This is a genomic window from Cellvibrio sp. QJXJ (assembly GCF_024452345.1).
Lineage (GTDB): Bacteria > Pseudomonadota > Gammaproteobacteria > Pseudomonadales > Cellvibrionaceae > Cellvibrio.
Genome location: NZ_CP101662.1, coordinates 2978523 through 3001043 on the forward strand (window position 1 = coordinate 2978523; position 22521 = coordinate 3001043).

A 22521-nucleotide genomic window follows, 5' to 3' on the forward strand; every position below is an offset into this window, starting at 1 on the left:
ATGCTGACTCACCTGAATATCCAAAACTTTACGCTGGTCGATCAACTGGATCTGGACATCAAACCCGGTATGACCGTGATTACCGGCGAAACGGGGGCGGGTAAATCCATCATGCTCGATGCCCTCGGGCAGGCGCTGGGTGATAAAGCCGATGGCGAGCGCGTGCGCACGGGTGCCAGCCGCGCCGATATCTGCGCCAGTTTTGATACCAGCCAAATCCCCGCAGCACAGGAGTGGCTACAAAGCCACGATTTGCAGCAGAGCGACAATCCGCACGAGTGTTTGCTGCGCCGGGTAATCAATGCCGATGGCAAATCCAAAGCCTATATCAACGGTCAACCGGCGACGCTGCAGCAACTGCGTGCGCTGGGTGAAATGCTGATTGATATTCACAGCCAACATGAGCATCAATCGCTGTTGGTAAAAGATACCCATCGCCGCCTGGTGGATGAATTTGCCGGCCAAACCGAATTAGCCAAACAGGTGCGCCTCGCCTTTCGCGAGTGGCACAGCCGGTTAGAGCATTTTATTAACCTGCGCGATAACGCCGCCGATGTGAGCGCACGCTTCCAATTGCTTAGCTATCAATTTAACGAACTGGAACAGCTGGGTTTACAGCAAGGTGAACTCGCCAAGCTCGAAGCGGAGCAGCGCAGCCTGTCCAACGCCGAAGAAATTTTGCGCGGCAGCCAGCAACTCGCCGCGTTTTGTGGCGATGACGAACAGGGTTTGAGCGTAAACCTGCATCGCGCACTGCATATTTTGCGCAGCCTGCCGGAAAAATCCGCCGCACTGCAGGCGGCCGAAGAGTTACTCACCAGCGCGCAGATTCAAGTGGAAGAAGCGCAGCACGAAATTGAGCGCCATATCGATACCTTCAACCTCGATCCTGCGCGTTTGACGGTGGTGGAAGACCGCCTCTCAGCAATTTACGACATAGCGCGCAAGCACCGCATCCAGCCGGAAGCACTACCGTCATTTATCGATAAACTCAGCGCCGAACTGGAACAACTGCAAGGCGGCGATGCCAAGCTGGATCAATTGGCGCAGCAAGTGGAGCAGGCGGAAAAGGCCTATCGCCAACTGGCCGAGCAGCTATCAGCCAAACGCACCAAAGCCGGCGCAACACTGGCCAAACAGGTTAATGAACAACTCAAATTACTGGCGATGGAAAATGCCAAGCTCACCATCAGCTTATTACCACTGACCGACAAACCCGGTCCCAATGGTTTGGAAGAGGTGGAGTTTTTAATCAGCACCAACCCCGGCCAAGCGCCGCGCCCGCTGGCAAAAATTGCCTCGGGCGGGGAACTCTCGCGCATCAGCCTCGCCATTCAGGTGATTACCGCCAAAACCTCCGCGACGCCCACACTGGTATTCGATGAAGTCGATGTCGGCATCGGCGGTGCCACCGGTGATGTCGTGGGCCAACTATTGCGTCAGCTGGGTGAGCGCGGGCAAGTGATTTGTGTAACCCACTTGGCGCAGGTGGCAAGCAAGGGCCACCAGCATTTGCAGGTAGTGAAAACCGCGAGCAAAAAAAGCGCGGAATCCACCCTGGTGGAATTAGCGGGCGATAGCAAAGTGGAGGAAATTGCACGCATGCTGGGCGGCTTGAAAATTACCGATCAATCCATCGCCCATGCTCGTGAAATGCTGAGTTTTTAAGGGTATTAACCAGCGATCAGCAAACTGTGAGCAAATAAAAAAGGGCGCTATGCACTGCGCCCTTTTATTCAACCACCCAATCAACTAACAACATTCACTATCAGGATGGGCGTTTTTTTCTCACGTAGAGCACCAGACTGTGATCGGTGAGTTCGTAGCCGTATTCCGCCACTATACGTTTTTGCAATGCCTCAATTTCATCATTATGGAACTCAATGATGGTGCCGGCATCTATATCCACCATGTGATCATGATGTTCGCCGCGCGCCACTTCAAATACCGAGTGGCCGCCATCGAAATTGTGCCGCACTACCAAACCGGCAGATTCAAATTGGGTTAATACCCGATAGACAGTTGCCAAACCGACATCGTCGCCCTGCTCCATTAGCGCTTTATATACATCTTCCGCGCTCATGTGATGCTGTTCAGAGGACTCCAGCATTTGCAAAATTTTCACACGAGGCAAGGTCACTTTAAGACCCGCTTTGCGCAGTTCGTGGTTACCGTCTGCCATTATTTCCCCCAAACCCTTCTCAGTGTTCCTGTGGTTCGGGTATTATCCGCGTTCATTTTCGTTAGTGGAAGCCCTAGTATGAAATTAGCCAGCCGTGTATTTCTGGCCCTTGTGTTTATTGCGGGCCTCACCGCCTGCTCCAGCTTCCGCTTTCCTGGTGTGTATAAAGTTGGCATTCAGCAGGGCCACATCATTACCCAGGAAATGGTCGATCAATTAAAACTGGGCATGAACAAACGCCAGGTACGCTTTGTACTCGGCAATACTTTACTGCCGAATACCTTTAACGATGACCGCTGGGATTACCCTTACAGTGTACGTCGCGGTTCACAGGGTGAAATTACCCAATACCTTTACACCGTTTATTTTGAAAACGATAAGCTGGTAAAAACCGAGGGCGATTTCCTGCCTGGTAAAGCACCCATGAGCGGTGAAAAATCCAAGCGTTATTTGGATGATATGCAGCGCGATGTCCCGGTGCCAACAGAAGATAGTACACCGCCAGATTTGCCCGATCCCGAAGAGTTGGAATAAATACACTTAAGTATCTGGCAAAAAATAACTACCCAAAAACAACCGCCTAAAAAACTAACGCCCGGATCTCCGGGCGTTGTTGTTTTTGGGTAGTGGTTTTTAGAGGGTTGTTTTTGCAGGACTGGCTTGCTCTGGTAAATATTTACGCTTCACACCGGCGCCACATCAGCCCCGCGCAAACTGCACACGCGATTACGTCCCTCGCTTTTCGCGCGATAGAGCGCCGCATCGGCCTCTTGCAATAATTGCTCAGCGCGCTCTATACCCGATTCAAAAGATGCCACTCCCGCGCTCAGGGTGACGTGAAAGATTTTTTGATCGACCGTAAAGGTAAGGTCGCGAAAACGTTTGCGGATATCTTCCATTAATAAATGCGCTTCAGCGCGGGTGCAGCGCGGCAATACCGCCACAAATTCTTCACCGCCGTAACGCCCCACTGCATCCATTTTACGCAGCCGTTGGCGCAATAAATGGGCGATGGCTTTAATGACTTTGTCACCTGCCGGATGACCGTAGCTGTCGTTGATTTGTTTGAAATGATCCAAATCCAGCATCACCAGGCTCAGTGCTTCACCGGTGCGCTGGGCGCGGCTCAGCTCTATATCCACCTGCTCTTTAATGCGCGAATGCTTCAGTAAGCCGGTCAAACTGTCGCGATCCAGTGCATCGCTTAACTGGCGGCTGCGCGCAGCGCGCACGGAAACTGCCGTTACCAATTCCAGATCGCTGAGCGGTTTGCTGAGGAAATCGTCGCCCGCGCGCCCCATGGCTAACGCGCGTTTTTGTTCGTCCTGCTCGGAGGATAAATAAGTAATGGGAACCCGCAGCCAATCCTGATTCAAGCGAATGACCTGCGCCAGTTCTATGCCGCTGCAAACCGGCATATTGATATCGAGCAAAATCAGTTCGGGGTGAAAGTCATTGAGCAAGGCAAAAATATCGCGTGGGCTATTGCTCACTTCGGCGCGAATATCGGCACCGCCAAGCACCAGTTTATAGTGCTCTGCGAGGGCGAGATCATCATCAATAATCAATACGCGATAGGGGGTACTGCGGTGGCGATCCAGATAATTTTCAAAGCAGTCTACCAGCCGGATGATATCCAGTGGCTTCACAAAATAACCCACCGCACCGGCACGCACGGCGGCATGGTAGGCGTCAAAATCAGTGCGACTGGAGACAAAAATCACCGGCACCGAGGCGGGTAATTGGTGCTGTAACCGGGCAATCGCCTCCGGGGTTTCGCGCCCCTCATCAATGAACATGACATCGCAGATCATAAAATCCGGCGGGCGGCGCAAAATCTCGCCCTCGGCAGCTGCGATGGTGCCAAAGTGCTCTACCTGATGGCCGAAATGGCGCAGGGTGATGCAGAGTTCATTGGCCACATCCAGATCATCTTCCAGTACATAAATGAGCGAGCTGACCGCCCCCGATGGTGTTGCCGGTGGTGGCAGCGCGACACTGTTAGCAGGCGCTATTTGAAGTTCGCCCCCCAGCGCTGTCACCGCCACTGAAAATACCCGCAGCATGCCAGTGTCTACGGTGCCCGCGGCTACCCAGTCCAACACCTGTAGCTCCAGTTTTTTGGCTTGTTTACCCAAGTCAGGGAAGCCAAAACTGCCCGCTGAGCCGGCCAATTTGTGCAATTTTTGCCCCAATTCCTGCAGGGCGGCGGCTTGGCTTTCCGGCACTAATGCCAGGGCTACCAGTTCGCGCAAGCGCGCGATTTCAGCGGGCAGCCGCGCCGCATAATCGGCGCGCAGAGCCTCAAGGCGCGCGGCGATTTCGGTTTTTTTGTCCATAGAAAAACTGTACCCGATGGTTTGCATTGGTGTCTGATTCTGTAACAGCAAAAGGGATACGCCCCGCAACGACAGGCGCCAGTTGTCAAATAATAGAAGTGTTGCGCACGAATAGCCAATGTCCGCCAATGGGATATTTACGGCGCTGAATTTAATATCTGGGTAGCCGGAACTGCATCACAGCAAAGCGCGTCTATACTAGCCTTAGCGCCACCCACTTCCGACCAACTAATAATCCATTTTGCCAGCCACTGCAGGGCTTCATGCTAAAAAGAATCGCCGTAAAAGACATCAAACTCGGTATGTTTATCTGTGAATTTTGCGGTTCATGGATGGAGCATCCCTTTTGGAAAACGCGTTTTTTACTGGACGATGAAAAAGACCTGCACGCGATTCAGGCGAGCGGGATCAAGGAGCTGTGGATTGATGTCAGCCAGGGCATAGATGCCAGCGATGCCGCCGCAGCCAAGACCGAAGCCGAAGTAGCACAGGAAGCAGAAGCGCTGTTGCTGGGCGCAGATAAAGCCGCCGTAGGCGAAAAGCTATCGCTCGACGAGGAAATCCAGACTGCCGCCAAACTGTGCGCCAAAGCCAAAGAAGCGGTGATTGAAATGTTCAGCGATGCGCGCATGGGCCGCGCCATTCAGGTGGAACAGGCGCGTGCGCTGGTGGAGGAAATTTCCAACTCGGTACTGCGCCAACCTCACGCCCTGATCAGCCTCGCGCGCCTTAAAAATGCCGATGAATACACCTACATGCACTCGGTAGCCGTCTGTGCGTTGATGATTGCGCTGGCGCGCCAGTTGAATATTGACGAAGAGATGGTGCGCGAAGCCGGTTTTGCCGGTCTGTTGCACGATTTGGGCAAAGTGGGCATCCCCATGAAGGTACTCAATAAACCAGGGAAACTCACCGACGCCGAATTTTCGGTGGTCAAATCCCACCCTGAAGTGGGCGCACGTATTTTGATGGAAAACTACGACGTGAGCCCCATGGTGCTGGACGTATGCCTGCATCACCATGAAAAGATGGACGGCACCGGCTACCCTCACGGCCTGAAGGGCGACACCATCAGCCTGTTTGCCAAGATGGGTGCGGTCTGCGATGTCTATGATGCCATCACCTCCAATCGCCCCTATAAAAAAGGCTGGGCACCCGCAGACTCGATTCGCAAAATGGCGGAGTGGAGCAAGGGGCATTTTGATGAGGCGGTGTTTCAGGCCTTTGTCAAAACCGTGGGTATTTACCCCACGGGTTCATTGGTACGACTGGAAAGCGGCCGCCTGGCGGTAGTGGTGGAACAGAATGAGCACTCGCTGCTCAACCCCACAGTAAAAGTGTTTTTTTCCGCCAAAACCAAAATGCCGATTATTCAGGAAACCCTGGATCTGGCAGCCCTCAAGGGCAAAGACAAAATCATCGGCCGCGAATCACCCGACGACTGGGGCTTTAAAAATCTGGATATGCTCTGGTCGGGCCTGGGCTAGCCCCCACACCAATAGCGCTAGCGCTTCTCCCAAATACTGACCAGCTGCTGCGCCAGAGTCATGGGGTCAAAGGGTTTGGCGATCACCCCCAGCGCGCCCAAATTCAGGTACCCCTGCACCTCCTGCGGCTGCACTTTGGCGGTCATAAACACCACCGGTACGGCCACCATTTCCGGAAATGCACGCAGGTGCTTCAGGGTTTCGGGGCCGTCCATACCCGGCATCATCACATCCAGCAGAATCAAATCCGGCTTGAAGGCCACCGCTTTTTGCAGGGCTTCCGCCCCGGAGCTGCAGGCTTCCATCACAAAACCATGAATTGTCTCCAGTACCATCATCGCGATGGCTTGAATATCCGGGTCATCCTCTACATACAAAATACGGCTGAGTTCCTGTGTCATAAATCGAACCTGATTGACGGTTAGTGATGGGGTACAAGATCGGTAGCGCGGTTGGCGAGCGGGAAGATAGCGTAAAAGGTAGCGCCCTGCCCCGGTATGGAATCAAAGCCTATGCGGCCATGCATGCGCTCCACAAAGGTTTTGCTAATGGCCAAACCCAACCCGGTGCCACCGCGCTGGCGCGAGGCCGAAGAGTCAGCTTGGGTAAATTTCTGGAACAAGCGCTCGCGAAACTCCTCGCTAATACCCGGGCCGTGATCCACTACGGCAATTTTTACCTCGCCTTGCAGCTGGATTAACTGGATTTCCACCCGCCCTTGGGGAGGAGAGTACTTGACGGCGTTGGAGATAAAATTGGCCATGACCTGCTGCAGGCGGTGGGCGTCCAGCGAGACCATTAGCGGCACATCCTGTTCATTGGCGCAGACACTCAGGTGCAAGCTGACATTAAAGCTGTCGGCGTAGGCTTTATTGGTTTCCAGTGACTGTTCAATGATGGGCACCAGCGGCTGGCGCTCCAGATCGAACCCCATTTTACCGGCGATGAGTTTTTCCATATCCAGCAGGTCATTGATCAACTGGGTCAGGCGCAGCGCGTTTTTGTGCGCAATCACCAGCATGTTTTGCATTTTTTCCGGCGGCGCGCCCAACATCCCGCCCACAATTAACCCGAGTGAACCGGAAATTGCGGTCAGCGGGGTGCGCAACTCATGGCTCACGGCGGACACAAAATCATTTTTGATCTGTTCCGCACGCTTGCGTTCGCTGATGTCCCAGATAAAACCATCAATGTATTTCAGCGCGCCACTGGCATCAAACACACCGCAGCCAAGCTCTTCGATCCAGCACCAGTCGCCATTGCCATCGCGCAGGCGGTAGATAATCTGAAAGGCCTGCTGCTGCCTCAGCGCCTCCTGTACCTGCTGGTACACCATAGGCACATCCTCGGGATGGGTGATGTCGGAGATGCTTAACGCACCATCGCCCATAAAACGCGTTGAGGGATAGCCGGTCAGTTGTTCCACCTTGTCGCTCAGGTAGAGCATGGTCCAGCGGGCATCGTTGAGGCAGCGGTAAACCGCGCCGGGAAAGTTACTGAGGATGGTATTGAGTTGTTCACTGCGCTCCTGCAGTTGCAGCTGCGATGCTTGCAGCGCCTGATTGGCCTCGCGCAGCTCCAGCAGCTGGATCACTTGCCCGGCGAGCAGTTTCAGGGCCATCGCCTGGGAGGAGCCGAACCGGCGCGGTGTGGTATCAATCACACAGAGGGTGCCAAAGGCATAACCCTCTTCCGATACCAGCGGCGCGCCGGCATAAAACCGGATATGCGGCTCGCCCAAGACCAGCGGATTGTCGCTAAACCGCGGGTCGCGGATTGCATCCTCCACAACCAACAGGTCGCCCGGCTGCAAAATGGCATGGGCGCAAAAGGCGAGATCGCGCGGGGTTTCGGTCACATCCAGACCAATACAGCTTTTGAACCATTGGCGCTCGTGGTCTATCAGGCTAACCAGTGCAATCGGCACCTCGCAGATCATCGCGGCCAACTGGGCAAGGTCATCAAAGCTCTGCTCCCGACCGGTGTCGAGAATATTGAGCGCATGCAAATGGGCGAGGCGGGTTAATTCATTGCCTGGCAGGGCGGCTTTCATAGGGAGTCCTCCGGAGTTTTCTGGTCGGCGCGCGCCAGTACCCGGTTTAACAAGGTATCAAATTCAATGTACGACAAGGGTTTGGGCTGCCAGAACAGCTCCTCCGTCACACCCGTGCCATTGAGCAGCGCCTTGGCTGGTTCAAGATCGCCACTGACAATAATAATGGGCAGCGGTTTGTTGCTCTCCGCTTGCCGCAACCCGGCCTCGCGCACATGGTGCACTATGTTGATGCCATCCATATCCGGCAGGTTCAAATCCAGGGTCATCAGGTCATAGTCGCGCAGTTGCAGCAATTCCAGCGCCGCTTGGCCAGTTGCCGCACAATCTATGTCGTAATGCTCGCCGGGCAGGAGCGCACTGAGGATTTCCGCGGTGGCTTGATCATCCTCCACGATCAACAAATGCGGCTTGTTTTTTACCGGCTCGACGCGCGAGGCAGGTACTTTTTGAGTGGCGTCCTCGCAGGGTAGTTCAAAATAAAAACAGGCACCTTGGCCTGCATCCGGCTCGACCCCCAAGCTGCCCCCCATGCGCTCGATGATCTCTTTGCAAATGGCCAGCCCCAGACCGGTGCCGCCTTTTTGGCGGGTATCGGAAGAGTCAGCCTGGGAGAACTTCTGGAACAGGCGCGGGCGGAACTCCTCGCTCACACCCGGCCCCTTGTCGCTCACTCTCACCCTGACCCGTCCGAACTTGGCCTCCAGCTGGATAGTCACTACATCCTTGGCGGGGGAAAATTTGGCCGCGTTGGACAGGTAATTGGCGAGCACTTGCAATAACCGCTGCTGATCCACGGTCACCTGCGCATCGCCGCGCCCCACCAGTTCATAGCTGACCGAATATTGTTCGGCAAAGGCGGTGTTCTCTTCGATGCTTTGCAGGATTAGCGCGCGCAAGCTGTGGGGGCGCATGTCAAAGTTCATTTTACCCGCCACCAGTTTCTCCATATCCAGCAGGTCGTTAACCAGATAAATCAGCCGGTGGGAGTTGCTGTGGGCGATGTGGATCATGCGCTGCGCCTGCTCCGGGACTGTGCCCGCCAGGCCGTTAGCGACGATTCCCAAGGCGCCACTGATGGCGGTCAGCGGCGTGCGCAGTTCATGGCTAACGGTGGAGATAAATTCGGTTTTCATCTGGTCGATACGTTTGATCTCACTGATATCGCGCCCTATGCCCAAAAAACCGGTGACATCGCCCTCGCCATCGCGCAGTGCGGAGACCGCCAACAACACCGGAAAACGAACCCCGTCTTTGCGCACGTAGGTCCACTCCCGTTCATCGCCAAAGCCTTCGCGCGCCTTAGCGACAAAGGCATCAAAACCGGGTTTCACGGCGTACCCCAGCTCAGCCGTCAGTTGCGCGGCGTAGGCGATATTTTCGGCCTCCAGATGAAACAGCGCGGGGGTCTGCTGGTCGATTACCTCTTCCGCGCGGTAGCCGAGCATTAACTCGGCACCCAGGTTGAAGGTTTTGATAAAGCCCTGGGTATCGGTAGAAATAATCGCAATATTGGCCGCATCCAGGATCGCCTTGCGCAGGGCATTGGTCTCTTTTAACTGCAGTTCGGTCTCTTTAAGCGAGGTGACATCGGATACATAACCATTCCACAGCACCCCGCCGTCCTCCAGCTTTTCCGGCAGGGACTCAAAATGCGCCCAGATCAGGCCGCGTGTCGGGTGGTTGATGCGCACCGTGGACACCCAGGGCGTCAACTTGCTGGCCGAGAAGGAAATCGTCTCGCCTACCCAGCCCACATCCTCCGGGTGAATGAGCGGAAATATTCGCTCCGCCGACGCCGACACATCCTCCGGCTCGATGTTAAAAAGATTTTTGATGCCCGCGCTGGCATAGGGGAAAAAAGAGGTGCCGTCGGGGCGCATTTGGTACTGGTACAAAAAGCCGGGCAGGCGTTCGCTCAGTTTATGGAAGCGTTCGATAATGACTTTTTTGTCTATGTCCTGCTGCCAGCGCTCTACCACCGAGCTGATCCAGCGCGCGAGCAAGCGCACAAAGTCCTTATCCAGCCCGTCGTATTGGTGATGGCGGGTTTTGCGCGAGCTAAACGCCAGAGTGCCGCAGATTTCACCATTGATCCACAGCGGCGCGCCGATGTAGGACTCCACCTGAGTCAGGCGATAGGCCGCGTGCTGGCGATACTGACTGGTGGGCATATCGTCCTCAGCCACGACATCGCGGTTTGCCACTGTGAGGCTGCAATACTGGTCTGCCAAGCGATTGCTGAAGGGCAATGGGTCGCGCTGGCTCTGCGCGGTAAAGGCTACCCGCACGCGATAACTGCTGCCGTTAATGGCGCTGATCACTGCGCAACTGAGCCCTAGGTAGCGGGCGCCCAAGGCGAGGGCGCGCTGTAACTGGGCATCCGGGTCAACCCCGGAGAGCGAGGCGATTTCATTGAGGGAGTGCAGCGCCGCCTGCTGGCGAATGCTGATCAATTCGGTATTTTTGCGCTCGGTAATATCGGTGTAGACACCCACTACCAGCGCGGCCTTGCCGTTGGGTTGCCACTCCACCACCTTGCCGCGGGTGAGAATCCACTTGTAGCTGCCATCGTGAATTTTGAGCCGGTATTCGTTTTCATACATGGGCGTTTCGCCCTTGATGTGGCGGATGATATCGCTGTAGCTGGCTCGCTTATCTGCTGGATGCACCCGGCTCATCCACTCATCCAGATCGAGCGAATTGGCCGTTTCCGGCCCCAAACCGCAGAGCTGGCGCCACTCGGGGGAAAAGCGGGCGCGGTCGTTGACTATGTCCCACTCCCAAAAGCCCGAGTCGCTGGAGCGCAGCGCCAGTGCCAAGCGCTGACGCGCCTGTTCGGTCTGTTGGTGCTCCGCCTGCAACTGCTCGGCGTGGGCGGCAATAACCTCGCACAGGTAACTGCGCTGCAGGCGGATAAAACCAACCATCAGCAGCAGCGCGCACAGCAGTGCCGCCGCCCACTTGGCCACTACCTGCCGCACACTGGCCTGATAAGCCGCGTACTCACCGGTAATTTCATGCCATACCAGCACCGCCATGGGCGCGTTTTCGCGCAGGATGTTGGGTTGGCCCAGTGCAATCCAGGAGGTGAGGTACACCTGGTCATCGCTGTGCAGCAAGTGCCCCTGGCGATTAATCGCTACCTTGCCGCGATTCCACCAGTCGTGCAGTTGGGCATTGTTGGTACTTTCCAGCCGCCAGTTGTCCACCGCCGTCGGGTTGGTTTTGTGCAGGCTCTGCCGGGCGCTATCCCACAGCAGTTGTTCAACCGCATCTTTTTGCAGGAAGCTGGCCATTTGGATGCCACCGGGGCGATTGTCGGCAGCCGCCAGTGGTGCCATACCCACTTCCACCACGGCAATCACCTCGCCGCTTTGATCGCTGTTGGCCATGATGGGAATGGCAGCACTCGGGCCGCTGCCACTGCGGGAAATTTCGGTGCCCCACACCGGCAGGCCGGAGCTGAACGCCTGGATGATAAGCGGGCGCACCGCACTGACGCTGTCGCCGGCGCGCTCGGGCAAATGCATACGCAAAAAACTGACGGCGCCTGGCGCCACATAGATGGATAGTCGCTGCACGCCCAAATCGCGCATACCCTGCCAGTAATCATCCAGCTGTTGACGCAAGCGAACTTGCGCGGCGCGGGTCTGTGGCGCCGCCATACGCCCTTGTCCGGCGACAAACTGTTGCTGGGCGTCGCGCAGTAAATTGAGCACCGAGGTGTCGCGCACAATAAGCTGGGCAAGCAGCATGGCCTGCTGGGTCATGTCGCGGCTATGGCTATCCACCCGATCCTGATGGCGCTGGGTCCACAGCTGGATCCGCTCTTGCCAAACCTGTTCATGGTGGTGCAGGTCGGCACGCATAAATCCGCCAAAGGCCAAAGCCAACCCCAAGGCAGCAAGCCAGGGTAGCCATGAATACCAACCTTTGCGAATCAAGGGCATGAAGAGTCTCTGGGATAAAAATGTGCGGACAGCGCATTACCCCAGTGTAGTGCAAATTTTTTGTGAAGCAGGTTTAACGCGAAGGGTTGTATAACGCCAGCCCGAGCGGGCTGGCGGGGGGTTTATTCATCCACCGCCGCGGCGCTTTCATCACTCGCCGCTGCCGTCTTTTCCGCACGTTTGCGGCGCGCCTCTTTCGGGTCAGACGCCAGTGGGCGATAAATTTCCACCCGGTCGCCGGCATGCAATATGTGCTTGTCGGCAGTATCCAGCCCCTTGGTGCCGAGCGACTGGCCAAAAATGCCCAGTTTGGCACTGGCGAGATCCAGCTCGGGAAAGTGGTCGATGATTTTAGAGCGCTGCACGGCCTCCAGCGCGGTGGTGCCCGGCTCGACCAGCAGGGCAATAATTTTCTGTTTGTGGGGCAGCGCGTAAGCCACTTCCACAGTGATAAGGTCAAAATCGGCCATGGTTACTCAGTCCACTGTTGCTATGGGTTTATTGATAGATATGTTTGGCGCGCGCACACAAGGAATCCACCTGTCTATTGCTCACGGCCTCAAATAATTTGCCCGCCGCCAGCCCCAGCAAGCGGTTGCCCAGCTCAAACTCCAAACTGAGCGACACCTTGCAAGCCTTATCCCCCAAGGGGGTAAAGCGCCAGGCGCCGGTGAGGAATTTAAACGGGCCATCCACCAGCGAGAGCGTCATGCACAGCGGTGGCTGCAATTGGTTGCGGGTCACAAAACTCTGGCTGACGCCAGCCTTGCTTAACTCCAACCGCGCCTCCAGCCAGTCATCGCCGCGGGCGAGAATTTTGGCACCCACACAGCCATCCATAAACTGCGGATAGGCTTCGATATCGTTGATCAGGTCAAACATCTGTTGCGCCGAATAATTCACCAGCGCGCTTCGCTCTACTTTATGCACCACGGCGTTTACCTATTTTTATGCTTGCCCATCTAAAAAGCCTATTCCACTAATACGCCGCGCAGCACCGGGAAGATGCCGTTAATAAGCACAATCAATACTGCCAGTGGCGAGATGTAACGCAAGATCGGCCGCCACCAGCGCAATAGCCAGCTGGATTCGTATTTCAATTCATGCAACAGGTGTTCATCGCGCAGTTTCCAGCCCACAAACAGTGCGATCAGCAAACCACCGAGCGGCAGCATAATGTTGGTGGCGATAAAGTCCATGCTGTCGAACCAGGTTTTACCCCAGAGGAAGGGTTTGTCGGCCCAATCGTTAAACGACAACAGCGACCCCAAACCCAGCGCCCAGGCAATGAAACCCAGGAGCAAGCTGGCAAACACCCGATGCAGGCCAAAGCGTTCATTCAGATAGGCCACACCCGGCTCCAATAGCGAGATAGTGGAGGTCCAGGCGGCGAGCATTACCATCGCAAAAAAGACCGAGCCTATCACCAGCCCCGCACTCATATTGCCGAAGGCCACCGGCAGAGTCACAAACATCAACCCCGGCCCACTGCCCGCCGAAATGCCCGGCGTGGCAAATACAAACGCAAAAATGGCCACCCCGGCAATCAGGGCGATCAGGGTATCCAACAGTGCCACCACCAGCACCGTCTGGCCGACGGATTGGTTGCTGGGCATATAGGCGCCGTAGGCCATTATCGCGCCCATGCCCAAACTCAGGGTAAAAAACGAATGGCCCATGGCGATAAGGGCTGACTCCCAGGAGATATCCTGCGGATTAAAACTGAACATAAAGCGTAGCGAGGTGGCAAACTCACCTTCCCTCATGGCGTAGACCAACAGGCACAGCAGCAATACAAATAGCAGCGGCATCATCAGCCGCACCGAGGATTCCAGCCCGCGCGACACCCCCAGCGCCAAAATCACCACCGTCATGGCGGTAAACACTGTGTGCCACAACAGCATCTGGTCGTTATTGGCGAGCAAAGTGTCAAACAGCTGCTGGGAACTCTCGCCCGTTAAACCGGCAAAGCGGCCATCGAGCGCCTGACTTAAATACTCCAGCGTCCAACCGGCAATTACCGTGTAAAACGACAGGATTACCAAGCCAGCCAGGGCGCCCATCCAACCAATCACCGTCCAGCCCTTACTCACCCCGGCGGTTTCGCAGAGTTCGGCGGTAGCGAGAATGGGGTTGGCGCGAGCGCGGCGCCCCATGAGGATTTCCGCCATCATGATCGGCACGCCAATCAGCAAAATACAGCAGAGGTACATGAGTACAAACGCGCCACCACCGTTCTCGCCAGTGATATAGGGGAACTTCCAGATATTGCCCAACCCCACGGCCGAACCGGTCGCCGCCAGAATAAAACTGCCGCGCTGGCCCCAAATCACATGCTGTTTGAGTCGCTTCACCGGCTCGCCCCCAGGAGTATTGTCATTATTAACGCTCGGATAAGTGATTGTACCCAGATTCCCCCGCAGGGCATAATGCCCGCCCGTTTTTGCTTCACTCAAGTAGCGTCCAGTCATGGCCAAAAAAGCACAAAAGAATCAAGGCAATACCATTGCCCTCAACAAAAAAGCCAAGTTCGACTACGAACTGCACGACCGTTTTGAAGCGGGTATCGCGCTCACCGGTTGGGAAGTCAAAAGCCTGCGCGCCGGCAAAGGCAACATTACCGACTGCTATGTGATTTTCAAAAATGACGAAGCCTGGCTGCTGGCGGCACAAATCCAGCCCCTGCAAACCGCCTCCACCCACTTTGTGACCGACCCCTTCCGCACCCGTAAACTGCTACTCAATCGCCGCGAAATTAGCCGTTTGCAGGAAGCCGTGGAGCAAAAAGGCTATACCGTAGTGCCTACAGCACTTTATTGGAAAGACCATCTGATCAAACTGGAAATTGCCATCGCCAAGGGCAAACAACAACACGACAAACGCGAAACCGAAAAAGAGCGCGACTGGGCGCGCGATAAACAGCGCCTGTTCCAGAAGGATTTACGCAAGTAACTGACCGCATTGCACTTTCTATCGCGCTACTTCCCCCCCTTTCCCGCCAAGCGAACACTAACTCACCTCTACCAACCCTCAACTTGAGGGTTGGTAGCACTTTCTGGTCACTAAATCTGCATTTGCCAGCGTCGTTCTGGCGCTTGAATCTCCGTATTTTTGAGCTATTCTGCTGAATCGTGTCGCGTAAATTATCTGTATAAATCTGTATAAAAATGCCTCTCAATTAACGATAAGGTGCATCTATGAATAAATGCTTTCAGCAAGGACTTTTGTCCGCCATGGTTATCAGCCTCGTTGCCTGCGGTGGCGGTGGAAGTGGAGGCGGTAATAAATCGTCGGCTCCCGCCAGCAGCGTGGCGCCCAGTTCAGTAGCCGCGAGCTCAGTGGCTATGTCCTCATCCAGCTCGACCGAAACCAGCTCCTCTATGGATGCCAGCTCTACGCCAGCGTCTTCCGTAACACCCAGTTCAACCCCGGCCTCATCCAGCGAGGCTAGCTCCGTCGCAACAAGCAGCCTGGTAGCCACCAGCTCCTCGAATAGCAGCTCATCGGCTCCAGCGGTGGAAACCACCTTTACCGTACGCATCACTCCGCCACAGCTCGATGGCGGCACCGTGGTTAAATCAGGCCGTACCGCTGCGGCTAATAAAGCCGAAGAAGAATCATTGCCCCTCAACCAACTGGCCGTTGTTGTTGTCGATCTGGCCGGTAATGTCGTGCGCACTATCCCGCTCGATGAAACCAACTCTACCCAAAATCCCGACGGCTCATGGTCGATTAGAGTACCGGGCTACCCGCAGCTGGACTGTATTGTGATCGCCAACCTCGATGGTCCAATCACCGTATTTGAGCCAGGCGCCAATGTATTTAACAGTGATCTATTGTTTGCTCCGACAACTGGAGAAGACCTGGAGGTAAGCCTTGCCTCTACCGCCGCTTATCAAAGCTTTGTAGAACAACTGGATGCATTAGGCGGTGAAGGCACTTTTGAAAGCCTGGGCCTGGACGTGACTGATCCCACCCAGTTGACTGTGCTGCAGAACCTGATTCAAACCATTAGCGATGTATTGGAGGACCAGGTTTTTGTAGGGGCAACCAGCATTGCCGCAGCCCTTGCGCAAGTAGAGCAACAGGTCACCGATATTGTTCAGGTGGAAGCCAGCAATGTTCAAGATCAGGTAGATCCGGCAACCAATACCCTGGCAGCGGGTATGCAAGCTGGCGGCGTCTACTGGTTTGAAGCCTTCGAACCCAGCGAGATTTATTACGGCGGTTTCTCCGCACTCAACACACCAGAACAAGAGCGGTATTACGATGGCGATCAATTCCAACCGCTACCCGAATATGAACTTGACGGTGAAGTGGTGTTAACCGCAACTGGCTGGGTCATCTCCGATGACATTTTCCAGGTCACCGCCCTTAACCAAGACGGCTCAGTCAACTTCGGTGCCGCCGATGCCCCCACCAACAGTGCAAACGCCAAGGCGACCCAGGTAATCGACCTGTCTGGCCGCACTATATCGACCTTCTTCGGTGCCTACGGTGATACTCGCGGCTTGGTCTCGCAAATCAATCCAGCCAGTACCTTTGCTGAAGGGGCGCTGGGTTACCGCGTCACTATCCAGAGCATCAATGATCTCTATAGCCTTTGGTACAACACCGGCTATGACTTTGGCAACGGTGTTGTTTGCCTCTGGGATAAAAATGGCGATGGCCAGCTGAATGATTCCCCCACCGCCTACGGCGGCAACTGCGAAACCGTCAATAGTATTGGCTGGAATGCGGAAGGATTTGCGCAATCCAGTGCTGAACTGACAACCATTGCCAGCCTTACTTCACCTGACCTCGCTCCCGGTACCGCAGGCGCCAAACTGATTGCCATCGACTGGCCTAGTGGCGAGGTGATTGGTGTGCAATTAGTGAATGATGCCAACAAAACCGCCAGGTTCTACTTGCACAATTGGTTCGATAACACCCAGACCCTGTTGGGCACAGGCACCTGGGCGCAGTTGACCCTACCTAATCTGGAAGGCGATGCCGCCAATGCCATTGGTTTTGAAATTCCCGCTAGCGTGCGCGCTGAGGGTGATTTTGACGAGGACGAACGCTATGCACTGTTTGCAGTACATGACGGTTTTGTCCGCCGTGGCGACAAAACCAACGCCGGTGATGTACTGGAAACCAGCGAACTGCTGATCAATGGAGTTGCCAAAGACAACCTGTTGGCCGCATTTAACTACCAACCCGCCATCGCCGGCGCCTGGGTCATTGGTGGCGACTATGTGATGTTCCGTAAGGACGGCACCTTCGCTCAAGTGAAAACCAGTAACGAAGACCCTAACTGCCAAGTTGGTTTTGCCTATGGCCAATACAGCTGGAACCCAACCAGCGGTGCTTTCTCTGTCGAAATCGATGAGGACACTACGGCCGTTGATCCACAAGACAGCTGTAGTGTGGCGGGAATTGAAACCCTGACTATTACAGGCACCACCATGACCCTGACCGAAGGTGAAGATACTTTTGAACTGACCAAGATCACCGCCTCTGAATCAGCGCCGCTGGCAGGTGCTTGGGCGGTGAGTGAGGCAGGCGACTGGTTCACCTTCACCGGCGATAACACCTTTATCCATGCCAAAATTGAAAATGACGATCCCAACTGTCAAACCGGCTGGGCTAACGGCAGTTTCACCTGGAATACGGAAACCGGTCTGCTCAGCACCACCGTAGCCCAGGACTTTACCGATGACTTCCCGGAGACAACCTGCACACTGGATGGCGATGTGACTGCCTCACTGGATGGCAACACGCTGTCAGTCACCGTAGAAGAGGATAGTTTGACCCTGAAACGCTTTGGCAACCCACTGAACTAATTATTCAGTTTTGCCCTTTGCAACAAACCCGCCAGCTGGCGGGTTTGTTGTTTTTGGAAGCTACAAAATCAGGCTTAGTCCGCACTACCCACAAAAAAACGCTCGGCAACATCCACCGCGCGTACCCCAATCACCTCTCCCATCAGCCGCCCTGGCATGTCATCCATGGGGGGGTGAATACCACCCCAAATGCGCGACAAGCTGCACTGGTCAGCGGCATCGCGATAGGTCGCCCACTGCAAGGTCAAATCCACACTCGGCCCCTCTTCGAACACCAGATATTCATTGCGGCGCACCGGGAATTCGCCCAAGCCGCCGGGAAAATAGGCATCGCCGGTAAAGGCCGTGAGCACCTCCGCGGCAGCGCGGGAAAAGGTGGAGTGCCCGGAAACATAGCCACCAAAAGGCGGCGATACAAAACTGGGGCGCTGGTAGGGAAACCAGTTTTCCGCCAACACCCAGCCCACCCCGGCGGTATCGCTGGCCGGATCGCTAATCGCCGTAGGCCCACGCCATGCGCGCAGCTTGATTTTGCCCACATGCTGGTTGCGATTACCGCTGAGTAAATCGCCAAACTCCACAATCTCGATAAACCCCGGGTCGAGCGGAATCCCCTGCGGGTGGTAATTATTGCGCGTGGAATCGCTGCTCTGCCCCAGGTCAGCCATGGCGCGAATCGCCGAAATGGGGCGCACATAGTCGTACCAACCCTTCACGCCCCAGGCCGCAATGGCAGCATCGTGCATGGCACCCCCAAGTGCAAAATAACCCTTCACATCCCACTCCAGGCTACCCAATGACTGTCCTTGGCCGCGAAAGCGTTTCGCCAGGCGCGCATCCTGACTGATGCCGTTAAAAATCTTGAACCAATGACCGGGTGGGGTTTCGGAACTGGGGCCATCGGCCCAGAACTCAGCCAGCACCCGGGTGTAGTCACCACGCGGCACCCATTGCGGGGCGTAGGGCGCACCGGTTTTGGGGTTAAGCCTGTACCCCTGCTCGGAGGCACCACCGCTGTGTTCGTCGTAAAAGTAGCGATGATCACCAAACAAACGCGGTAGTTCCGCCGCGTTGCCTAAACTCGCTGGAGAGATATCGATCATCACCCCATCGGCGGGATCAAGGTGTGCCGACCACTTGGCCACTAACGCAAAACTCCACTGATAATTGGCGGGGTCAGTATCCTTCAAACTCGGCGGCTGCCCTGGATCAAGGTATACCGCATAGGGGTTACCCGCCCGTTCGTAGCGCTGTAAATCCCTATCCTGCAGCGCAAACGGCAAAGTATTTCCCCACTCGGCGCCGACAAAACTCGCCGCGCCATTGCTGATCACATTGCCGCCCTGGTCCACAAATACGTCCAATGTAATTGGCTGCCAGCGATCAACATCGCCGATTGTCGGGTTGCCGGGTAAAAAAGGGGCAATGGGCTGATTCACCGGCTGATAGTAGCGGTTGGCGTGGGAGCCCGCCTCATTGGAACCATCCTGCAGGCCGTAATCGATATAACAACGGGCGATGTAATTGCCCAATGCTGCGGGGGTTAGCGGGGTTAGATCTACGGCGTCGTAAGCCGGGTCGTAGCCCAACTCGCGCATCAACCCTTCAGCTAAAGCCAGGGTATGCGCGTAACCGGGCGATTGGCGATAACGGTGTTTAATCAGCTGATAAGTCGCGTAACTGATCGCCTCCTCGCGCGCCGGTTGCGCATCGGTCAATGCGGGGCGCTGTGGCAAGGGGCAGCTGAAATCGTGACGGTTTTTGCCTAAAAGATAGGTATCCGGTAATGATTGAGTGGAATTGGGTGGGGTATAAATCGCCCAGGCATCGTAACTGGCCGCGGCAATATGAAACAGGTTGCGCGCCTGCACCGGCGGTCGCACCCGATCCTTGCGGATCGACTCCAGCACCACCTCATTCCACCGCTGCGCCACCGACACCGGCCGGTTATCAGGTGTTTGCGCAATCGCTGGCGAAGCACGGTTGGAATCACCTCCACAGCCCACCAGTAAGCCAATAACTAACAGCCCAATCGCCCACTGAAGGCGACGGGATAAACAGATCGAAACGGCGTTCAACATAGATGAGTTCACTGGTTTATTGAGTAATAACCCATTTTAGGTGGCACCTCACGACAGCGCACCCCCTATTTGGATGAGGAATCCAACCCAGCACCAACCAAAACGATGGAAATTTATGCCCTTAAAATGTGACGCAAATCCAAAAGTTCCACTTTTTTATTCCATAAAGAACTAACAAGAAAACTGGAAATTCTATAAGTACAGGGCTATTACTTATTTTCACCAAGACAACAATGCCAACAGGATCACCACAGGACGCACTGGAACACGCATGTCTACACCCAAGGACACAATCAACCGTTTGCTTACATTGGTTCAGCTAATTCCGCACCAACCAAAACGGATCAGCACCACCAGCCTGTATGAAAAACTCAGCGCACGCGGTCATCACATAGACGCACGCACCTTGCAGCGCGATCTGGAACGTCTGTCCCACGCATTCCCGGTGCTCTGTGATGACACGGAAAAACCCTACCAATGGAGCCTGAACGCCAACCTCAAGTTGCAGGATCTGGATACCCCAGCCGCTCTGGCGTTGTATATGGCAGCACCCCAAGTGCGCAGCCTGTTACCGCAATCCGTTATCGATGAAATAGATCCCTTATTTAGCGCGGCCAAGCAACATCTCAATCATTTACAACACAACAAACTGGCAAACTGGGCCGACAGAGTCCGCACCATTCCCAACGGCAAAACCTTAGTGCCCGCCGCAATCAACCCGGACATATGGCAACAAGTCACCGAAGCGCTACTCAGCCAACAACAATTGCAGGTGAGTTATTTAAGTCGCACCAAAGGCGAAAAGAAACAACTACAACTCAACCCCATCGCATTAGTTGCACGCACCACCATCACCTACCTTATCGCCACGGTTGGCGATTACAGCGACCCGCGCCACTTTGCCCTGCATCGCATTGACAGCGCCCAGCGTTTGGAAACACCCGCACAACAACCGCCCGATTTTAATTTGGATAACTACATCGCCAACGGCGCCTTTGCCTTACGCCAACACCCCGAAACCGTAGAACTGATTGCCGACATACACCCGCAACAAGCCTGGCTACTAAACGAAACCCCGCTCAGCCCGCAACAACAACTCACCGCCCTGCCCGACAGCGATTGGTTTCGTTTAACAGCAACCGTACCGCTCGAACAAGAAACCCTATGGTGGATATTCGGTTTAAACAATCGCATCCGCGTGTATGCACCGCAGGTGTGGGTAGAACAAATTCGGGAAGCGGTGGCGGATATGCAAAACTTTTATCAGCAGACTAGCGACGCAAGATGTCGCAGGGGGTTGTTATAACTACGCAGACATTAAAAACAATAAGTGATTGGAGTTAGCCGACCATGGCATTAATCAATACAGATTGGACAAAAGAATTAGCTCAAGTTGAAGCCACTATAAATAAAGTATTGGATGAAAAAGTTGAACCTATGGTGGATAAAGCGCTTGATCGAAGCATTGCAGAAATTGAAATCGCGTTAAACAAGACGAGCTTTGAAGTACAAGAAACGATAAAACAATTATCTGCGGAAATGGATAGACAGAGACAGCTTGTAGTAGCTGACATGAAAGGGGTCGTAACTTATGCCGCGACTGCATTATTAATAGTGATTGTATTAGCTTCCACAGGGTTCACGCTTTTCAAAATTTATTGCATGAGTCGGGAGATACTTAATGAGCAGTAGTGAATTCAGCAAGAAAATTGAAATTCAGAATACACATTTACGGCTGGAGAAAGATCTAATATTAAATGACTCATCAAGGATTAAATTTGATGAAGTATTAGCCAAAGTTAAATTCCATAAAAAAATCTATATTGATTGGAATTTTGCATCTGTCGACCCAACAGGACGGGCGGTTATCCTGAATTTTTATGGGCCTCCTGGAACAGGCAAAACAATGGCTGCTGATGCTCTCGCAGGCACGTTAAGCATGTCGATTATTAAGGTCGGCATTGCGGATATTGAAAGCAAATTCATGGGGGAGACCGCAAAAAACATTAGTTCGCTTTTTGAAAAGGCCGCCGCAACAGCGTCTGTATTATTCTTTGACGAGGCCGATACCCTGTTGGGAAAACGACTTTCTTCTGTTACGCAAGGTGTTGATAATGAAGTTAATTCAATGCGATCAACCATGCTGGTCGAGTTAGAGAAATTTGATGGCATTGTGGTTTTTGCTACCAATTTTATAAAAAATTATGACAGCGCTTTTCATAGCAGAATATCTCATAGTATTGAGTTTTCACTTCCTGACTTTTTGGGGAGGAAAGCGATATTTGATAGATTTCTAATTGATCAAATTCCTATTAATTCAACAAGGCAAGAGTTTTTAGAACTTGCCGCTCAAGTTTCTGAGGGGTTCTCAGGACGGGAAATACGTAATTGCATGAGATTAGCCTTACCGAAGTGTCTTATTGAAGCTAGCGAAAATGGTTTGGAGCCAGTTCTTAATATCCAGCATTGTATTAATGCTGCTGAGGAAATTAACGCTGCTAAAAAAAATTATGTGTCATCGCATAAAACTGCCATATCTAAAGAAAATGCGGATGATTTTAAAAAATTATTAAATATAGAAACAATACAGGAGTAAGGGTT

The 22521-nt window shown here is 54.2% G+C and carries 17 protein-coding genes; 8 read left to right on the forward strand and 9 right to left on the reverse strand.

What is annotated here, in order from left to right; translation table 11 throughout:
* Positions 1–1668, forward strand: a complete 1668-nt coding sequence (gene recN / locus NNX04_RS13000) for a DNA repair protein RecN (protein ID WP_151054793.1) — start codon at positions 1–3, stop codon at positions 1666–1668.
* 100 nt (positions 1669–1768) lie between these two features.
* Here the strand turns inward: recN and fur are convergent, their stop codons facing one another.
* Positions 1769–2182 (reverse strand): ferric iron uptake transcriptional regulator, encoded by a 414-nt coding sequence (gene fur, locus NNX04_RS13005; RefSeq protein ID WP_007639611.1) that lies wholly within the window; start codon positions 2180–2182, stop codon positions 1769–1771.
* A gap of 78 nt (positions 2183–2260) precedes the next feature.
* On the opposite strand from fur, the gene bamE reads away from it, so the two are divergent.
* Positions 2261–2716: an outer membrane protein assembly factor BamE gene (gene bamE / locus NNX04_RS13010; RefSeq protein WP_007639610.1), complete on the forward strand. Its 456-nt coding sequence runs from the start codon at positions 2261–2263 to the stop codon at positions 2714–2716.
* A gap of 149 nt (positions 2717–2865) precedes the next feature.
* Here bamE and NNX04_RS13015 read toward each other — a convergent pair whose 3' ends face one another.
* Positions 2866–4521, reverse strand: coding sequence for a diguanylate cyclase (locus NNX04_RS13015; RefSeq protein ID WP_261946042.1), 1656 nt, complete (start codon positions 4519–4521; stop codon positions 2866–2868).
* A gap of 263 nt (positions 4522–4784) precedes the next feature.
* On the opposite strand from NNX04_RS13015, the gene NNX04_RS13020 reads away from it, so the two are divergent.
* Positions 4785–6008, forward strand: coding sequence for an HD-GYP domain-containing protein (locus tag NNX04_RS13020; RefSeq protein WP_261946043.1), 1224 nt, complete (start codon positions 4785–4787; stop codon positions 6006–6008).
* A gap of 17 nt (positions 6009–6025) precedes the next feature.
* On the opposite strand, the gene NNX04_RS13025 is transcribed toward NNX04_RS13020, so the two are convergent.
* The 6 genes from NNX04_RS13025 to NNX04_RS13055 all read right to left on the reverse strand — a co-directional run bounded on the left by NNX04_RS13025 (position 6026) and on the right by NNX04_RS13055 (position 14485).
* Positions 6026–6409, reverse strand: coding sequence for a response regulator (locus NNX04_RS13025; RefSeq protein WP_007639606.1), 384 nt, complete (start codon positions 6407–6409; stop codon positions 6026–6028).
* Between the two features lie 20 nt (positions 6410–6429).
* Positions 6430–8061 (reverse strand): GAF domain-containing sensor histidine kinase, encoded by a 1632-nt coding sequence (locus NNX04_RS13030; RefSeq protein WP_151054799.1) that lies wholly within the window; start codon positions 8059–8061, stop codon positions 6430–6432.
* Positions 8058–12014: a PAS domain S-box protein gene (locus NNX04_RS13040; protein WP_261946044.1), complete on the reverse strand. Its 3957-nt coding sequence runs from the start codon at positions 12012–12014 to the stop codon at positions 8058–8060. Before NNX04_RS13040 ends, NNX04_RS13030 begins: the two co-directional genes overlap by 4 nt.
* 122 nt (positions 12015–12136) lie before the next feature.
* A complete protein-coding gene (locus NNX04_RS13045; protein WP_261946045.1) occupies positions 12137–12484 on the reverse strand; it encodes an RnfH family protein in 348 nt (115 codons plus the stop codon).
* 28 nt (positions 12485–12512) lie between these two features.
* Complete coding sequence (locus NNX04_RS13050; protein ID WP_261946046.1) at positions 12513–12947, reverse strand: type II toxin-antitoxin system RatA family toxin; 435 nt, start codon at positions 12945–12947, stop codon at positions 12513–12515.
* A gap of 38 nt (positions 12948–12985) precedes the next feature.
* Entirely contained in the window at positions 12986–14485 is a 1500-nt protein-coding gene (locus NNX04_RS13055) for a sodium-dependent transporter (RefSeq protein ID WP_261946047.1), read from the reverse strand.
* Between NNX04_RS13055 and smpB the strand changes: the two genes are divergently transcribed.
* Together smpB and NNX04_RS13065 are read left to right on the forward strand one after the other, a co-directional pair.
* A complete protein-coding gene (gene smpB, locus NNX04_RS13060; protein WP_007639599.1) occupies positions 14484–14966 on the forward strand; it encodes an SsrA-binding protein SmpB in 483 nt (160 codons plus the stop codon). The two genes, NNX04_RS13055 and smpB, sit on opposite strands and share 2 nt — an antisense overlap.
* Positions 14967–15211: 245 nt before the next feature.
* Positions 15212–17839, forward strand: coding sequence for a hypothetical protein (locus tag NNX04_RS13065; protein ID WP_261946048.1), 2628 nt, complete (start codon positions 15212–15214; stop codon positions 17837–17839).
* Positions 17840–17913: 74 nt separating this feature from the next.
* Here the strand turns inward: NNX04_RS13065 and NNX04_RS13070 are convergent, their stop codons facing one another.
* Positions 17914–19920: a vanadium-dependent haloperoxidase gene (locus NNX04_RS13070; protein WP_261946049.1), complete on the reverse strand. Its 2007-nt coding sequence runs from the start codon at positions 19918–19920 to the stop codon at positions 17914–17916.
* Positions 19921–20191: 271 nt separating this feature from the next.
* On the opposite strand from NNX04_RS13070, the gene NNX04_RS13075 reads away from it, so the two are divergent.
* From NNX04_RS13075 to NNX04_RS13085, 3 genes are read left to right on the forward strand one after another with little or no spacing between them, the layout of a single operon-like run.
* Positions 20192–21226, forward strand: coding sequence for a helix-turn-helix transcriptional regulator (locus NNX04_RS13075; protein WP_261946050.1), 1035 nt, complete (start codon positions 20192–20194; stop codon positions 21224–21226).
* Between the two features lie 44 nt (positions 21227–21270).
* Positions 21271–21612: a hypothetical protein gene (locus tag NNX04_RS13080; protein ID WP_261946051.1), complete on the forward strand. Its 342-nt coding sequence runs from the start codon at positions 21271–21273 to the stop codon at positions 21610–21612.
* Complete coding sequence (locus NNX04_RS13085) at positions 21602–22516, forward strand: ATP-binding protein (protein WP_261946052.1); 915 nt, start codon at positions 21602–21604, stop codon at positions 22514–22516. Before NNX04_RS13080 ends, NNX04_RS13085 begins: the two co-directional genes overlap by 11 nt.
* Positions 22517–22521: the final 5 nt, after the last annotated feature.

Excerpts from the sequence above, each read along its gene's own strand:
- recN (WP_151054793.1), top strand. The coding sequence starts at position 1 with ATGCTGACTCACCTGAATATCCAAAACTTTACGCTGGTCGATCAACTG.
- fur (WP_007639611.1), bottom strand. The coding sequence starts at position 2,182 with ATGGCAGACGGTAACCACGAACTGCGCAAAGCGGGTCTTAAAGTGACC.
- bamE (WP_007639610.1), top strand. The coding sequence starts at position 2,261 with ATGAAATTAGCCAGCCGTGTATTTCTGGCCCTTGTGTTTATTGCGGGC.
- NNX04_RS13015 (WP_261946042.1), bottom strand. The coding sequence starts at position 4,521 with ATGGACAAAAAAACCGAAATCGCCGCGCGCCTTGAGGCTCTGCGCGCC.
- NNX04_RS13020 (WP_261946043.1), top strand. The coding sequence starts at position 4,785 with ATGCTAAAAAGAATCGCCGTAAAAGACATCAAACTCGGTATGTTTATC.
- NNX04_RS13025 (WP_007639606.1), bottom strand. The coding sequence starts at position 6,409 with ATGACACAGGAACTCAGCCGTATTTTGTATGTAGAGGATGACCCGGAT.
- NNX04_RS13030 (WP_151054799.1), bottom strand. The coding sequence starts at position 8,061 with ATGAAAGCCGCCCTGCCAGGCAATGAATTAACCCGCCTCGCCCATTTG.
- NNX04_RS13040 (WP_261946044.1), bottom strand. The coding sequence starts at position 12,014 with ATGCCCTTGATTCGCAAAGGTTGGTATTCATGGCTACCCTGGCTTGCT.
- NNX04_RS13045 (WP_261946045.1), bottom strand. The coding sequence starts at position 12,484 with ATGGCCGATTTTGACCTTATCACTGTGGAAGTGGCTTACGCGCTGCCC.
- smpB (WP_007639599.1), top strand. The coding sequence starts at position 14,484 with ATGGCCAAAAAAGCACAAAAGAATCAAGGCAATACCATTGCCCTCAAC.
- NNX04_RS13055 (WP_261946047.1), bottom strand. The coding sequence starts at position 14,485 with ATGACTGGACGCTACTTGAGTGAAGCAAAAACGGGCGGGCATTATGCC.
- NNX04_RS13065 (WP_261946048.1), top strand. The coding sequence starts at position 15,212 with ATGAATAAATGCTTTCAGCAAGGACTTTTGTCCGCCATGGTTATCAGC.
- NNX04_RS13070 (WP_261946049.1), bottom strand. The coding sequence starts at position 19,920 with ATGTTGAACGCCGTTTCGATCTGTTTATCCCGTCGCCTTCAGTGGGCG.
- NNX04_RS13075 (WP_261946050.1), top strand. The coding sequence starts at position 20,192 with ATGTCTACACCCAAGGACACAATCAACCGTTTGCTTACATTGGTTCAG.
- NNX04_RS13080 (WP_261946051.1), top strand. The coding sequence starts at position 21,271 with ATGGCATTAATCAATACAGATTGGACAAAAGAATTAGCTCAAGTTGAA.
- NNX04_RS13085 (WP_261946052.1), top strand. The coding sequence starts at position 21,602 with ATGAGCAGTAGTGAATTCAGCAAGAAAATTGAAATTCAGAATACACAT.